Annotated in this window: 12 protein-coding genes; 2 read left to right on the top strand and 10 right to left on the bottom strand. The window is 48.6% G+C overall.

Going from position 1 to position 15,266, the window contains the following annotated elements; all coding sequences use genetic code 11:
- Positions 1–49: 49 nt before the first annotated feature.
- Positions 50–1,810 (top strand): RNA polymerase sigma factor, encoded by a 1,761-nt coding sequence (locus HPY27_RS10800; RefSeq protein ID WP_174224964.1) that lies wholly within the window; start codon positions 50–52, stop codon positions 1,808–1,810.
- Between the two features lie 196 nt (positions 1,811–2,006).
- Here HPY27_RS10800 and HPY27_RS10795 read toward each other — a convergent pair whose 3' ends face one another.
- The 6 genes from HPY27_RS10795 to asd all read right to left on the bottom strand — a co-directional run bounded on the left by HPY27_RS10795 (position 2,007) and on the right by asd (position 9,223).
- A complete protein-coding gene (locus HPY27_RS10795) occupies positions 2,007–2,645 on the bottom strand; it encodes a hypothetical protein (RefSeq protein WP_254612873.1) in 639 nt (212 codons plus the stop codon).
- Between the two features lie 13 nt (positions 2,646–2,658).
- Complete coding sequence (locus HPY27_RS10790) at positions 2,659–4,284, bottom strand: hypothetical protein (protein ID WP_174224963.1); 1,626 nt, start codon at positions 4,282–4,284, stop codon at positions 2,659–2,661.
- A 132-nt stretch (positions 4,285–4,416) separates the two neighbouring features.
- Positions 4,417–5,853: an Asp-tRNA(Asn)/Glu-tRNA(Gln) amidotransferase subunit GatB gene (gene gatB, locus HPY27_RS10785; protein WP_174224962.1), complete on the bottom strand. Its 1,437-nt coding sequence runs from the start codon at positions 5,851–5,853 to the stop codon at positions 4,417–4,419.
- 4 nt (positions 5,854–5,857) lie between these two features.
- A complete protein-coding gene (gene gatA / locus HPY27_RS10780; protein WP_048031142.1) occupies positions 5,858–7,330 on the bottom strand; it encodes an Asp-tRNA(Asn)/Glu-tRNA(Gln) amidotransferase subunit GatA in 1,473 nt (490 codons plus the stop codon).
- Positions 7,331–7,362: 32 nt separating this feature from the next.
- Entirely contained in the window at positions 7,363–7,653 is a 291-nt protein-coding gene (gatC, locus tag HPY27_RS10775; protein ID WP_007717539.1) for an Asp-tRNA(Asn)/Glu-tRNA(Gln) amidotransferase subunit GatC, read from the bottom strand.
- 724 nt (positions 7,654–8,377) lie between these two features.
- Complete coding sequence (gene asd / locus HPY27_RS10770; RefSeq protein WP_174224961.1) at positions 8,378–9,223, bottom strand: archaetidylserine decarboxylase; 846 nt, start codon at positions 9,221–9,223, stop codon at positions 8,378–8,380.
- 197 nt (positions 9,224–9,420) lie between these two features.
- On the opposite strand from asd, the gene HPY27_RS10765 reads away from it, so the two are divergent.
- Positions 9,421–10,341: a diguanylate cyclase domain-containing protein gene (locus HPY27_RS10765; RefSeq protein WP_174224960.1), complete on the top strand. Its 921-nt coding sequence runs from the start codon at positions 9,421–9,423 to the stop codon at positions 10,339–10,341.
- On the opposite strand, the gene HPY27_RS10760 is transcribed toward HPY27_RS10765, so the two are convergent.
- From HPY27_RS10760 to HPY27_RS10745, 4 genes are all read right to left on the bottom strand, one after another.
- Positions 10,342–11,145 (bottom strand): MraY family glycosyltransferase, encoded by an 804-nt coding sequence (locus tag HPY27_RS10760; protein WP_174225127.1) that lies wholly within the window; start codon positions 11,143–11,145, stop codon positions 10,342–10,344.
- 257 nt (positions 11,146–11,402) lie between these two features.
- Positions 11,403–12,950, bottom strand: a complete 1,548-nt coding sequence (gene pruA / locus HPY27_RS10755; RefSeq protein ID WP_017249797.1) for an L-glutamate gamma-semialdehyde dehydrogenase — start codon at positions 12,948–12,950, stop codon at positions 11,403–11,405.
- Positions 12,951–13,225: 275 nt separating this feature from the next.
- The gene (locus tag HPY27_RS10750) at positions 13,226–14,293 is read right to left on the bottom strand and encodes a CamS family sex pheromone protein (RefSeq protein ID WP_173622622.1); all 1,068 of its coding nucleotides are present in this window, start codon (positions 14,291–14,293) and stop codon (positions 13,226–13,228) included.
- Between the two features lie 41 nt (positions 14,294–14,334).
- Entirely contained in the window at positions 14,335–15,234 is a 900-nt protein-coding gene (locus tag HPY27_RS10745) for a WD40/YVTN/BNR-like repeat-containing protein (RefSeq protein ID WP_017249795.1), read from the bottom strand.
- Positions 15,235–15,266 lie beyond the last annotated feature (32 nt).

Raw genomic sequence — 15,266 nt, 5'->3', positions numbered from 1 at the left:
GAACCAGAAGTCTACATAGTAAATCAACAAATCACGAGGAGTTTTTGCGATGGATCACTTGTTAATCAGGCCCAAGACTCATGAGGAACACACCCAGACAGACGACGAGACTTTGGTAGAGCAGGCAAAAGCCGGAGATCAGGAGGCGTTTAGCGAGCTGGTCAGGCGTCATCGCTCCAAAGTATACGGCTATGCACGGTCGTATACACAAGAAGCCTTTCTTGCCGAAGACATCGTTCAGGATGCTCTCATTCGCGCCTTTTTGCACCTTGGAACGCTGGTGGATAGCCGACGTTTCCTCCCTTGGCTGCATCGGATTGTGCGCAATCAAGCGTACACGCGTCTGGCGAAGGGGCCGCAAAAAAGGGAAACCGTCTTCTCGAGTCTAGGCAAACAGACGTATGAGCAGGAACCGACTGACTGGGAGGACCTCGATAGTATTCTGCACAGGCTGGGACGGTCTTGGTCACACTCTGCGCAGAACACCAATCCCGAAGAGGTCATGGTGCGGCGTGAACTGTTTGAGACGATCAGGAGCCTGCTGTACTGCCTCAATCCTCGGGAGAGACGCATTGTGGAATCTCACTTTTTTGACCATTTGGCCCCTCATGAGATCGCCCACATGTTCCAGATGTCCCAGGCGAATGTCTACCAAGTGCTATCGCGTTCTCGCAAAAAACTGATTCAGGAGAAAACTCGTGTCGTTGTTGATCAATACATGAAGACGAGAAAGGTTGCGGGGAGTATGAAACAAGCAGTATTAAATAAACCAGAAGCCTTCACTATGCCTACTTGGGTTACTTGCGCAGCAGCACTATACGGATTGGTAGAATCGACCGATCGAAAAATGTCTTTGCCGATGATCCTTGGCCTGAGCGGGCATGCCTTTCGCCTGACAATCGTCCCTGAAAATATCCACATTGCGGGTCCGACGATGTTTCACTTTCAGCGGGTCTTGCAGCAGGGTTTGAAAAACATGGGCTTTGAGTCTCGTGCCGTTACCTCGTATCATCTTTCCTGCGAACCAAGCATGAATGCCAATCAAGTAGAACCTTCGCTGCTCAGCCCGGAAGCACGCCAGAAGCGTCAGCTGTCTGTCCTCTTGCCAGAAGCATTGGAGCTGGTTCACCGCTCCATCGACAAAGGGCACCCTGTGCTTGCTTGGGACCTGTTCATGCCAGAGTTCGGATTGATCTACGGCTATGATGATGAAAAAAGAGTGTTTTACGCAGGAGATAACTGCCGAAACGACAGCACCATTCCTTATGAAAACTTGGGACGGGGTATCCTCGAGGAGCTATTTGTCCTTGCTATCGACCGTGCGTTTCCAATCGATCAACGCACGATGCTCGCAAATGCCCTCCAATCTGCACTCGTTCATTATCGTGGAGAAGAACCGCAGGACGCGAGCTGCGTCAATGGTCTAGCCGCCTATGCTGCTTGGCAGGAAGCCTATGAAAAGGGAACAGTTGAGTCGAATGGCAACGCGTATACGACCGTGATGAACGGGGATGCACGTCGCTACGCCTCTCTTTTCTGGAGCGAAATCGTTGATACGTGGACAGATTCTGTGTTTGATGAGGTTCGCCCACTGATGAAAGAAGCGGCTAGCTTGTACGGGGCGATTGCTGATGGCTTTGACACGTTAAGCAAGCTCTTCCCGTTCCCGGCTGGAGGCGAGCCGAACGATTCGGAGCAGGGTAAGCAGGCTATTGCGTTGTTGCAGGCGATTGAGCGAAATGAGCGTGCTGCCGTATCTGTACTGGAACAAATACAGACGGGACTCATTGCAAATCAGGCGCGCACATAAAAGGGACAGAAAAAAGAACGCAGTCAGAAAAGCTGCGTTCTTTTTCGTTCGAATTATTCCTCGTATTCGCCCCATTCAAGTGTGCCGTTTACGGCATCTACGTAAGGCCAGCCTTTGCTCTTGTCAATCGTATAGACAAGGGTGAGAAAAGGAGCTTCCTAAATGGGGTACTGGATACCTCCAAAATATGACCAGCTTAATCCGTCGTACTGGATACCTCTAAAAGATGACCAGCATAATCCGTCGCCACGTATATGCCCGTTCCATTTCCCAATATCTCCAGCCCATTTAGTAACTTTGGATAATAAACAATACGGTATATTGCTAACGGATCAGTCAAAACTTCAGAGTCTACTTCTTCAACAGCGTCCGATAATTGAGGGGAGCCTAATTGTTTTCTTTTGTCTGCTCCCAATAACTCAAGCACTGCTTTTTCTGCCCGTTGCAAAATAACCTCGTCTGTCGCAATTTCCCCTTGCTTCCAAATAGGAAAACTAGCGCTGTACATGAACAGCTCTCCAGTTTTGTTGTCAAAGACAACAGTGGCACCCATGTCATTGGATTCGGGACTTCTCAGATAGAGCTTTAACAGTTTTTCATCGATCTCACTTTTCACAATCGTTCGTTTCGTCAATGCTTTCAATGCAGGCTCCAGCTTTTCTAAAGCAGCTACGATCTGCGTGGCCCGCTCTGGGAGCTTTTCCTCGCTTTTTGTAACAGTTGCACTGTGGCTAGGATGGATTTCAGGACTTGCAGCCAAAGCTGTTCCACTTGTTCCTAGCAACATCATTGCTATTGTCAAAGCAATTGCTATGTGCTTCCCATTTCGTTTCATTAAATCTCCTCCCTTAATCCTCTATCTCGTCCCACGTAAACGATCCGTTTACGGCATCTACAGTTGGCCAGCCTTTGCTGGTATCGAGTTTGTAGGCAAGAATGGGAGCATTATGATCACTGGATGTCGGCCAGATGTAAGTCAGCTTTACCGGTACATTTTTGGCGAAAATTTCGGCAACCTGCTGGTCTGTTACGGATGGTTTGAGCACAGGATATTTGCGATCCTCTGCGGGAACTGAGGCCAAGAACTCTGCGACTTGTCCTTTAATTGGATCAATAACTACTCCATAGGAATACTCCATGACTGGTATACCGTTTTGTTTCTCGAAAAATAAAAAGCCGTACTGCTCGATGGATTTCTTTTCCTCAGTCTCTTGCTTGTTATCCCTATTCGAAAGAACCTTCAGAGCCAGTGAATCTTCTGGTTTGATCCGTTCGTACATTTCGACTTGCCATTCGGATGTTTTAGCATAAGGCTCCAAGAAAGCAATCGCTTTTTGTAACGATTGTTCTTTGGTGAGCGGAGCAGGAAGATATGGGATATGCGTCCAATTCAGATAACCACCAATCTCTCCTGTCATTTTGTCCTCCACTACCGAAGCGTAATTCACTTCAACATAGTTGGCCCAATAATGATTGATTATGCCGTCCTGCTCCTCCTTTCGATAGGTCGAATACGTCTTCTTCGTATCTATTCCAAACAGGCGCTCTAAAATTTGTGTATCCGTTGCATTTTTCTCAATGAATGGCTTTGCCTGGGGCTTCAAGGAAATATTTTTCAGATCGGCAGCATTTAGCTTGCCTTCCCCGTTTTCTTCCCCCCATCCATCAACGATCTGCTTGCCTGTCAGTGCATCAAATATTGGAGATGTTCTTAGCTTATACGCTAAGCCAGGCTTACCTTCACTGCCTTCCCATACATATCCATGCTGGATTCGTTCAGGTGTAAAAATCTGCTTCTGGATCGCCTCTTTTGCGACAGCTTTTTTCGGGTCAGCAACCTGAACTCCCTTCAAATCGAGTGGTTCAAACGAGATCCCGATTAAATGACCGGCGAAATCCATGTCTACATCTATGCCAAAACGCGTTCCTTCTATTTCCAGACCGTTCAACAGAATCGGATAATAGACATTTCGGAATTCAATTGACTCTTCCTCATCATCCACGTATGTTGACAATTGTGGGGCATCCGTCATGCTCCGCTTCTTCGACCCAAGCAACTCCTCAACGGCTTTATCGGCTTTTTTCAAAATGGCCTCATCTGTTGCTTTTTCTTTCTGATCCCAGATGATGGTGGCAGCCTCGAAGCCAACCATCTCACCGCTATTGCGATCAAAAAGGATATACGCATCCTCGTGTATGTTGTCTGGATGATGCATAGTCAAGACCACTTGATTTTCATCTTGCTCGGAAATGAAGACTTCCCGTACCGTCAAAGTTTTCAAAGCAGGCTCCAGCTTCTCCAGCGCAGCGACAATCTCTACCGCACGAGTAGGTAGCTTGACTTGTGCTTCCGATGGAGTTTCTGCATTTTTCAAGATCATTTCCGGGCTTGTAGCAAATGCCTGGGCACCCGTTCCCAGCAGCATGGTTGTCACTGCAAAAGCAGCCGTTGCACTTTTCCAATTTTGTTTCATGAACATTTCTCCTAATCAATTATGATGATAGCTACGCATTCTATCTTACTTTTTTTCCACTATTTAGCATAGCTTACAGCACAAAAAAACAGCACTCTCCCCTTCCAGAGAAAGTGCTGTCGTATGTTTTGCCTACAGGCTGTTCAATACTTCCTGAATCAACTTGTTTACCATTCCCGGGTTTGCCTTACCTTTGGTTTGCTTCATGACTTGGCCCACGAAGAAAGCAGCTGCTTTTTCGTTTCCGGCTTTGAAGTCTGCCACGGCTTGCGGGTTGGAATTGACCGCATCGACGACGACTTGACGCAGAGCGCCTTCATCGCTAATTTGGACAAGTCCTTTTTCTTCGACGATCTGCTTCGGCTCTTTGCCGGTCTCGACCATCTCTTTGAAGACGGTTTTGGCGATTTTGGAGGAAATGGTTCCGTCCTCGATCAGCTTGATCATCTCACCCAAGCCTTTTGGTGTCATTTTCACATCAGCAAACACCAGATTGTTGGCGTTGAGGTGTGCCAACAGGTCAACCATCAGCCAGTTCGCTACGGACTTCGGCTCTGCTCCTGTTTTCACAGTCTCATCAAAGAAATCAGCCGTCTCCTTGGAGATCGTAATGACTCCGGCATCATCCCGAGACAAGCCAAACTCGTTCACATAGCGTGCCTGACGAGCATCTGGCAGCTCTGGAATGGTTGCGCGAACCGCTTCAATCCACTCCTCGGAAATCTGCATGCGAACCAGATCCGGGTCTGGGAAGTACCGATAGTCGTGCGCTTCTTCTTTCGAACGCATCGTCAACGTCTTCTTGTTCGCTTCATCCCAACGGCGTGTTTCCTGAACGACCTTGCCACCGGAAGAAACTACCTCCGTCTGACGCAGTACCTCGTACTCCAAGCCCATTTGTACGTTGCGGAAGGAGTTCATGTTTTTCAGCTCAGCCTTGGTTCCGAATTCTTCTTGACCATACGGGCGGATGGAAACGTTAGCATCGCAGCGCAGGGAGCCTTGTTCCATGCGAACGTCAGATACTTCGGTGTACTGGATGATCGCTTTCAGCTTTTCCAGATACGCACGTGCTTCTTCCGGTGTGCGGATGTCTGGCTCAGAAACGATCTCGACGAGCGGTACCCCTACGCGGTTGAAGTCTACCAGAGACTCTCCGCCAAAATCGCTGTGCGTCAGCTTACCCGCATCCTCTTCCAAATGCAGACGAGTGATGCCAATGCGTTTCGTCTCACCGTTTACCTCGATGTCGATCCAGCCATTGTAGCCGATCGGCTGGTCAAACTGCGAGATTTGGTACGCTTTTGGCGAGTCTGGATAAAAGTAGTTCTTGCGGTCGAACTTGGTCTCACGGGAAATCTCGCAGTTGAGGGCGAGTGCTGCTTTCATCGCGAATTCTACCGCTTGCTTGTTCGTTACAGGCAGTACACCTGGGTGTCCCAAGCAGATCGGGCATGTATGTGTATTCGGCGGTGCACCAAATTCAGTCGGGCAGCCGCAAAAGATTTTACTGTTGGTCGATAGCTCGGCGTGAACCTCCAAGCCGATGACGGTTTCGTATTTGCTCATGCTCTTACCCCCTCACCCATTCCGGTTTGCGCCCGTAGAAGCCTGCTGTTTGCTCATACGCATGGGCTACGCGCAATACGGTGGATTCGTCAAATGCACGACCTACGATCTGCAAACCGATCGGCAGACCATTTTTGGAGAATCCGCACGGCACGCTGATTGCTGGCAGTCCAGCCAGGTTTACAGGAACGGTACAAATATCTTCCAGATACATTTTCACCGGATCATCTACGTTTTCGCCTACTTTGAAAGCCGTAGAAGGCGTGGTTGGGTGTAGGATTACATCGTAGTCAGCAAAAATGTTGTTGAAGTCCTGAATGATCAGGGTGCGAACCTGCTGCGCCTTTTTGTAGTAAGCATCGTAATAACCAGACGAGAGCGCGTAGGTTCCGAGCATGATTCGGCGCTTCACTTCTGGGCCAAAGCCTTGGCTACGGGATTCCTTGTACAGCTCGATCAGGTTTGCCGCATTGTCTGCGCGTACACCATAACGTACGCCGTCAAAACGAGCCAAGTTGGACGAAGCTTCAGACGAAGACAAGAGGTAGTAAGCTGGCACTGCATATTCCGTGTGCGGCATGGAAACCTCGCTCCATGTAGCTCCCATGCTCTCCAGCTGCTTCAATGCTGCCAGAACAGCATCGCGAACCTCAGGGTCAATCCCTTCTCCGATCAACTCTTTCGGTACCCCGATACGCAGTCCTTTCACATCTCCAGTCAACGCGGACAAGTAATCCGGTACGTCCACATTAGCAGAGGTAGAGTCGTATTCATCATGTCCCGCAATCGCTTGCAGCACATAGGCAGAATCCTCAACGTTTTTCGTCACAGGTCCGATTTGATCCAGCGACGACGCAAACGCAACCAGCCCGAAACGGGATACGCGTCCGTACGTAGGCTTCAAGCCGACAACGCCACAAAAAGCAGCAGGCTGACGGATGGAGCCACCTGTATCAGAGCCGAGTGTGAAATAAAAATGACGCGCAGCCATTGCCGCCGCTGAGCCACCGGAAGAGCCTCCCGGAACGTAGTCGGTGTTCCACGGGTTTTTCGCTGGGAAAAAGCCGGAATTTTCGTTGGAGCCGCCCATCGCAAACTCGTCCATGTTCAGCTTCGCAACGATGACCGCATCGGCATCCTTGACCTTTTTGGAAACAGTCCCGTCATGGACAGGATCGTAGTTCGCCAAAAATTTGCTCGCGCAAGTCGTGCGAACGTCTTTTGTAACCAGGTTATCCTTCAGTCCGGCAGGCAGGCCGTAGAGAAGACCCAGTTCCTCATTTCCTTTGACCAGACGCTCGTCCAATTGACGGGCATGAGCCAAGGCTCCCTCTTCATCTACATGCAGGACGGATTTGATTTCTCCGTCATGCTCCTTGATGCTAGCGATGGAAGCCTGCACCAGATCCGTTACCGAAATCTCTTTTGCGCGCAGGGCGCTATGTATCTCAGACAATCGCTTGTCAAACAGCGACACAGTGGGTTCCTCCCTTCTCGTTATCCAGTAGGTTATTCAAATACAGCCGGTACTTTAAACTGCCCGTCTTCGTGATCTGGTGCGTTTTTCAGCACGTCCTCACGCGGCAGGGACGGTCTGTTTACGTCTTCGCGCATGACGTTTTTCACGTCTGTAGCATGACTGGTTGGCTCAATATTGGATGTATCGAGCTCATTCAGCTTGGCTGCAAAATCAAGAATCGCATTCAGGTCTTTTGTGTACCGCTCCGCTTCTTCCTCAGTGAGCTGCAAACGGGCCAAATTAGCTACGTGTTCTACTTCTTTGCGAGTAATGGCACTCATTCTTTCCACCTCCGAATCGTATCACATAACTTTGATCTTACTTGAAAAGAGCAGGTTCAGTCAATTTTCGTAGGGATTTCAACAGGAAAAACAAATAATGTTGTCGACAAAAAAATATTGATCGATTATTAACCTATAAAAACTTTGTCCGGCTGTTGTGGTGGGGAGGAAACAGGAGAAAACGCTCAGCTTCTTGTCCCACCCGCTGGGGGATTCACTGCCCGACTCCATGCAAAAAGCGAAACCGCGTCCAAAGTAGTCCATTCAAGTTGTTGTTTCAGAGGTGGACGCTTAAAGGCGTGTTTCGCTTTTTGCATTCCGTCTCGGTCGGTGTACCAAAGATCTTCGCTTTTTTCTCCTGTTTCCTCTACGAGCGTTCAGTGTTAAACGGGTCTTAAAAGACTTAAAAGATGGAAGAATGTAATCAGTTACGACAGAGAAGAATATTTCCAGACGTAGCGACTTGTGGAGTCCTACCAAGCGGAGAAGGGATGAGCGGGCAAAAGAAACGCAACCGTGCCCGTACGACGTAGCGGCTACCACTTTTGCGTTTCCCCGCGAATCCCTTCGGAGCGGGCAGTCTTAGCCCTCAGCAGGACGGAGCCTGGAGCCTAGACTGGAAATATTCTTCTCCCCACCACAGCCACATCTACTAGAAAACTTCATCTCCTAAGAAAAACAAGCCCAAGGCATTTGCCCTGGACTGTGCGTCTTCTATCTCTTGCTATTCAGCCTTCTTTTTCGCCAAGGCCTGCCCCATCAAAAGAGACTTCCCTTTTTCAACGCCCGTTGCCCATTCGAGCTCGTTGGACTCCAACAACAAAATGACGGTGGATCCAAATTCGAACCAGCCCAGCTCCGCCCCTTTTTCATAACGAGGTGTCCCAGCAATATTCTCGTGGGTTTGGCGCCCATGCTTGATATTCGTCGTAGCTGTGTTGTAGCAGACCTTCACGCTTCCTACAAACAAAGCTCCTACTTTAACCAAAGCCATATCGCCCAGGCTATCTGTTTTGATGTGAGTTACCAAGCGTTCATTGCGGGCAAACAAGCGGTCTACGTTTTCTATTCCGAGCTGGTTGACTGGATAGAGTCTGCCAGGCAAATAGCAATAACAGCTCAAATCGCCCGTTACCGGCATATGAATCCGGTGATAGTCCCTTGGACTCAAATAAATGGTGATAAATTTACCACCGTAGTAACGCTTGGCCTCTTCCTCCGAACCGCCCAACAGCTCACTCACACTGAACTCTTTTCCCTTTGCTTGAATCAAGGTACCTTCGCAAATATCACCTAACTGCGAAACAGTTCCATCTACCGGGCTGACGATGGTATCTGGGCCAGGTGCAATCGGTCTCGCTGCGGGCTTCAAGCGTCGGGAAAAAAACTCCTTCAGCGTGCGGTATTCCGAAGCCGGCTTTTCTATGATGGACGTATCAATTTGATAGTGCTTTATGTATCGTTGAATGGCTAATCGACTAAAGGGAGTAGCGGTAATTTTGCCCATAGTCCGCGACATCGCGTTTTGTGGCAAGCGATGAATGAGACCTGGGAGCAGCTTTTTGCCCATAAGAAATGCTCCTTCGTAAAACAACAATACCCTTACTTTACCACTTCTGCTAACAGCCAGTAAACCCCGCACTATTACCAGAGGTTCATCATTTTCTTCGACGGTCTTGCTATACTATAATCATTCTAACAAGCCAACTATCAGTGGTTGTTCAAAAGGTCGACTTTTTGAACACACATTATCAGGAGATATCGGTTATGGTGAAGAAGCTCGATTTTACTACCCTTGTCAGTCAACATGGAGATATCCTAACCAGTCTGTTCGATCATATGTCGGACATGTTCTTTCTCATGGCTGTCGAACAAGCTGCGGACGGGGAGTATCAGTTCCGCTATGTCTTGATGAATCCATCTGCTATGCACAATGCTCAATTGTGCGAGGAAGCATACGGAAAAACGTTTGAGGACGTGTATCCTCATGAAAAAACCAGCTTATTACAGCATATGTACACACAAGCAGTAAAAAGCGGGAGTCCGATCCACTTTACTGCAAATGGTGACATCATTGGCGAATCCATTCTTTCTCCTGTCTACGATAGTAATGGTGTATGTACGCATGTATTTTCCATTACCCGCGATGTTACCGAACGCACAAACCTGGAATCACAGCTGGCCTATATGGCGTATCATGATGTGCTCACAGGATTACCGAACAGGCGCCTCCTCTCCGAAAAGCTCCAGCAAGCTCTACGTGCTGCCCAATCAAAAGAGGAGATAGTCGCTGCCCTCTATTTGGACTGTGACCGCTTTAAAGAAATTAACGATACCTGGGGTCATGACACTGGAGATTTGTTTTTGCAAATGTTGGCTACACGCCTCAAATCATCCGTTCGAGATGGAGATATTGTCGCACGTCTGGGTGGAGACGAGTTTGTCATTGTTCTGACCGGCATTCACTCCGAACGTCAGGTTGAAAAAATTGCGAACCGTATCCTGCTTGCGACTCAAGAGCCGTGGATGATCGAGGACCGGGCCGTACCGTTCTCGACAAGCATAGGCATTGCCCTCTACCCTGCATCTGCAAGCGAAGCGGAACAACTGTTGAGCAATGCAGACAAAGCACTTTATCAGGCCAAAAAGACAGGGCGCAATCGTTTCTTTTTCTTTGACCCCATTTGATTATTGACTATAAAACAAAAACACTGCCACGACGGAGAACAGCAAACTCACCACATACAGAATGATGACCGTCTGCTTCGTAGACAACCCCCGGGACATGAGCCGATGATGAACATGTCGACGATCCGCTTGGTACATGGGGGAGCCTGCCAAAAGCCGACTGATCATGACCTGTACAGTGTCTATGACGGGCAAGCCTACTGCCAGCACAGTCACGACTAATGAAATGAGCGTAGCCCCTTTCATCGTTCCTTCCAACGAGATCACGCCGAGAGCGAATCCCAAAAACATCGATCCCGCATCACCCATAAAAATTTTCGCCGGATAAAAATTAAAGCGTAGAAAAGCGAGTGCAGCACCTGCCAGTGCGACTGCCAATAGTGCCGTTAATTCTTGACCTTTGAGCATCGATAAAAAGAACAAGGTCACCGCTGAGATCACAGTAGCACCTGCAGCGAGTCCGTCCACCCCATCCAAAAAATTCACCATATTGATCAAGCCGACGATCCACAGCACGGTCATCAGCAGGGAAACCAGGATTGGAAATGAGATATACATCCCTTCCTCTCCCCCCAGCCACATGAAATTGATTCCCCGAAAGCGAATATCCATGAAGAATGTCAGCGTCGCTACCAATAACTGCACCATCAGCTTCGGCAGTGCCGGAAACTCTTTTTTCTTCGACTTGTACGTATCGTCTACCCATCCAATGGCCACCAGCATGGCCCCTCCAACTGCCAAAACTGCAACGGTTTTTTGCGCCCCTGCAAAAAAAGTTGACACCAACAAGAGACCGACGAACATCGCCAACCCACCAGATAATGGGATCGGTCTGCTATGTCCCTTTCTTCCCTTTGGTATATCTAGCAGCTTTGTTTTCCAAGCCAGCCAATTTGCTACTGGCATTAACAAATACACAACAAAAAACGAGGAGAGTCCTGACACGATATAAGTAAACAGTTACCCTCACCTGCTTTGCCCTTCATTTTGTCTTTAGTGTGGACAAAATGGGAACAAAAAAGCCGCCCCTGTATAAGAGGCAGCCTTTTTTATTGCGAAGCTTACAGTTTTTCGGAAACCATTTTTGCTTGTGTGAAGAGCAAGAGGTAGTCTGGTCCACCCGCTTTGGAGTCTGTACCGGACATGTTGAATCCTCCGAATGGATGTACACCTACCAAAGCGCCTGTGCACTTGCGGTTGAAATACAGGTTACCAGCATGGAACTCTTCGCGTGCACGCTCCAGGTTTTCACGGTTGCGGCTGATGACAGCGCCAGTCAAACCGTACTCGGTGTTGTTCGCGATTTCCAGTGCATGATCGAAATCGTTCGCTTTCGTGAACGCTACCACTGGGCCGAAGATTTCTTCTTGCATGATGCGAGCTTGTGGATCTACATCTGCAAATACAGTTGGCATGATGAAGTAGCCGGATTCTGGACCTTTTTCGCCACCTGCAACCAGTTTGCCTTCTGTTTTACCAATCTCGATGTACTCGAGGATTTTGTTGTATGCTTTCTCGTCAACTACAGGACCTGTGTAGAACTCGTTGGTTCTGATGTCGCCGACAGTCAGTTGTTTGGTCAGCTCTACTACGCGGCCCAGTACTTGATCGTACACGTCTTGGTGAACGATCGCACGGGAGCAAGCGGAACATTTTTGACCAGAGAAGCCGAATGCAGAAGCCACGATGGACTGTGCAGCCAACTCGGTGTCGCAATCGTTGTCAACCACGATGGAGTCTTTACCGCCCATTTCGGCAACCAGACGCTTCATCCATTTTTGACCTGGACGATGTTTCGCAGCCAGTTCGTTGATACGCAGACCTACGTCACGGGAACCTGTGAAGCTGATGAAACGAGTCAGGTTGTGCTCTACGAGGTAATCGCCGATTTCGCTACCGGAACCTGGTACGAAGTTCACAACACCAGCTGGTACGCCAGCGTCTTCGAGGATTTCCATGAATTTCGCAGCGATAACTGGAGTAGTAGAAGCAGGCTTCAATACAACAGTGTTACCCGCTACGAGAGCTGCTGTCGTCATACCAGCCATGATCGCCAGAGGGAAGTTCCAAGGCGGGATAACGATACCTACGCCAAGTGGAATGTAGTACAGTTCGTTGTCCTCATCCGGGATACGTGGCAAGTCATGGCGCTGGGACAGCTTATCCATTTGACGTGCATAGTATTCCATGAAGTCGATTGCTTCTGCTGTGTCAGCATCAGCTTCTGGCCAGCTTTTTCCTGCTTCTTTTACGAGCCAAGCAGAGAACTCATGCTTGCGGCGACGCAGGATTGCTGCTGCTTTATACAGATAGCGGGAACGAGCTTGTGCAGGCACCTTTTTCCATGTTTCGAAAGTGCTAGCAGCTGTTTGGATCGCTTTTTCAGCCAGTGCTTGGTCAGCCTGGGAAACTACGCCCACTACTTGTTCTTTATTAGAAGGGTTGAAGGAGCTGGATTTCTTTTCAGTTGTGATGCGTTCTCCGCCAATGATAAGCGAATACTCACGGCCAAGCTCACTTTCTACCTTAGCGAGCGCTTCTTCAAATGCCTTTTTATTTTCTGGCAGACTAAAATTGGTGAACGCCTCGTTTTTGAATTCCACTTGCATCTGTGACGCCTCCTTATCGATATCTTCCATGTTTCGGATCACTCATAAAACATATGCAAGGATCATACCAACCAAACAATTAAAAGCTCGACTCTATTAGTGTTTGCATTTTTCCCGAAAAATCACCGCCATGATTCAAGAAGTATTTCGAACACTTTTGTACATGAACCGTTCATCACTTTACACTTTTGTTCAACTCACTATCTTTTGTGTACAAAAAAACACCCGACTTACTCACCTTTTCAGGCGATCATTCGGGTGCTTGTTGCTTTTCCTTATTGTCTGTAAATATGCATATACGGCTCACCATTTGTCGGTCGAATGTAGAGCGACAATGGTTTGTTCATCGACTGCACGTACATGTTGACATGGACGTTCTTATCGAATAGTTGGTTGATACTGCCCGCTGCAAATTGAGTAAACTGCAATACCTCTGTTCTGGAGTCATACTCTGCCGTAGCTGTGATTGTCATTTCCGTCAGCCTGCCATCCATGAAGCGCCCCAGACCAGTCATCCCGATGTACTCACCGAAATAACCCTTAGACTGGCGCATGAGCTTATCGTACTGCAAGGACACTTCTGGGTACTTCTTCTCAGCCTCAGAGCTTGGGAATAGTAAAAACTCCTCTTCGATCGGCAGCCACTTGGATACCGTTGCTTCATTCGCCCCTACAGTTCCTGACATGATAAAGTGACCTGGCACCAGAGAAGAATTCGCTTCCGGTACTTGATACATCAAAATCAATATCGGAACCTGCGGGCTGTTGGCACGTACAGACTGCACAATACGAGCTGCGACCTGCTGGCCTTTTGCTTGCAGTTCTTGAGTCGTGTAGACCTTGTCCTGACCGGTTGCATCCTGGTAGTTCGGCGAAAGCGACAAGCCCAACACCATGCCAGCCAAGCTCTTATCCTTTTTGTTCAGGTAATCGTGCTCCAACACGTGCACGAGAATTCCGTTTTTCTTTTTCCCGTTGGCCCCAGCCGTCTTTTCTTGTGCAATCCACTGGGTGACTTGCTCTTTTTTCACCACTTGACCTTCTTGGAAATAATACTCGGACGTCGGGAATGTCTCCCGAGCAAACTCCATCAGGCCTAATTCAAGATGACTGAAATCGATGCGATATTTCGTATCCCCAAGCATACCTCGCGTCTGGTTCGGCTGATATGGCGTAATACTGCCGTAGTAATCCTCTGATACTTCCACTACCTCCGACAAGGACGGTGTAGTAGGCTCAGGAGCTTTGTCCTTGCCCCCAGGTATCAACGAGCAGCCAGTCAATGCCATCACAAGAAGTACAGCTGTGAAGAACCTGCATCCTGTCAAAAACTTCACTTTCATAGATTACTCCTTTTCGTATCCAAAAGTGGGCGATGTACAAATCATTCGTTCCACTTGATCCATCGATTGTCTTCGAGCTTATAGATCAATGCCGATTCGCCAATCCCCACCCATTTTGTATCCTCGCCACCTGACGCAATGACAATCAGCTTTTCTGGTGAGCGAGCATCAAGCAAACGCCATTCGCCCTTGATTTTCTCATAGATACCTTTTTCGGTTGCGACAGCGAGAGTGCCAGTTCGTCTGTTAATGGCGAGCGAATAGATCTGCTGTGCTCCGGGAATCTCCTCTGTCTTCCACTGCCCCTCTTCATTATAGAGCAAGCTGAATTGAGCCGCTACATAGAGTCGGTCTTGTTCGGGATCAAAGTCCATGGCAAATACTTCCTGGTCCATCGGCTGCCACAGGCTCCAAGATTGGGCCTCGTCCGTCGATTGATAAATGCCTTCACCCGAGACAAAGGCAAACAGACGTATTTCGCCTCCTTGGCGACTCCCCACAAAGCTGCTGATATTCGCAGGCTCTGGCAACCCCTTGTTGACAGAAGCCCATTTTTTACCGCCATCTGTCGAATGAAGAACCCCATCAATCCCGCCGACAAATATTTGCTTCGGATCATCCGGGTCCACAAACCAACCTTCGATCGCATACTGCTCTAAATCTGCCGAGAGAGATCCCCATGATCCACCCCCAACCGAGCTATACAGCCCTGCATCGGTGCCCACCCATATTTGCTTAGCATCATCGGTCATCATCAGATTGTGAATGGTTGCTCCCTGCTCCAATACGTCCTGATAGGTCAAGTCCCCTTGTAGAGCAGCAGCTGTAACTGTTGGAGGATTCGTATTGATTTGTTCACTGCCAGTACTGCTGTTACTTCCACAGCCAACCAATTGCAGCATGGCTAATACACCGATTCCCCATTTCAGAAAGCTATTCATGCTCTTCACGTCCCTTCCCTTACTCATCCGTT

It is taken from the genome of Brevibacillus sp. HB1.1 (genome assembly GCF_013332445.1).
Classification (GTDB): Bacteria; Bacillota; Bacilli; order Brevibacillales; family Brevibacillaceae; genus Brevibacillus; species Brevibacillus porteri.
Note: the sequence above shows the minus strand (reverse complement) of the source record. Positions and strands in the feature narration are given on the sequence as shown.

Excerpts from the sequence above, each read along its gene's own strand:
- HPY27_RS10800 (WP_174224964.1), top strand. The coding sequence starts at position 50 with ATGGATCACTTGTTAATCAGGCCCAAGACTCATGAGGAACACACCCAG.
- HPY27_RS10745 (WP_017249795.1), bottom strand. The coding sequence starts at position 15,234 with ATGAATAGCTTTCTGAAATGGGGAATCGGTGTATTAGCCATGCTGCAA.
- HPY27_RS10765 (WP_174224960.1), top strand. The coding sequence starts at position 9,421 with ATGGTGAAGAAGCTCGATTTTACTACCCTTGTCAGTCAACATGGAGAT.
- gatC (WP_007717539.1), bottom strand. The coding sequence starts at position 7,653 with ATGAGTGCCATTACTCGCAAAGAAGTAGAACACGTAGCTAATTTGGCC.
- HPY27_RS10750 (WP_173622622.1), bottom strand. The coding sequence starts at position 14,293 with ATGAAAGTGAAGTTTTTGACAGGATGCAGGTTCTTCACAGCTGTACTT.
- pruA (WP_017249797.1), bottom strand. The coding sequence starts at position 12,950 with ATGCAAGTGGAATTCAAAAACGAGGCGTTCACCAATTTTAGTCTGCCA.
- HPY27_RS10760 (WP_174225127.1), bottom strand. The coding sequence starts at position 11,145 with ATGTTCGTCGGTCTCTTGTTGGTGTCAACTTTTTTTGCAGGGGCGCAA.
- gatB (WP_174224962.1), bottom strand. The coding sequence starts at position 5,853 with ATGAGCAAATACGAAACCGTCATCGGCTTGGAGGTTCACGCCGAGCTA.
- HPY27_RS10795 (WP_254612873.1), bottom strand. The coding sequence starts at position 2,645 with ATGAAACGAAATGGGAAGCACATAGCAATTGCTTTGACAATAGCAATG.
- HPY27_RS10790 (WP_174224963.1), bottom strand. The coding sequence starts at position 4,284 with ATGAAACAAAATTGGAAAAGTGCAACGGCTGCTTTTGCAGTGACAACC.
- asd (WP_174224961.1), bottom strand. The coding sequence starts at position 9,223 with ATGGGCAAAAAGCTGCTCCCAGGTCTCATTCATCGCTTGCCACAAAAC.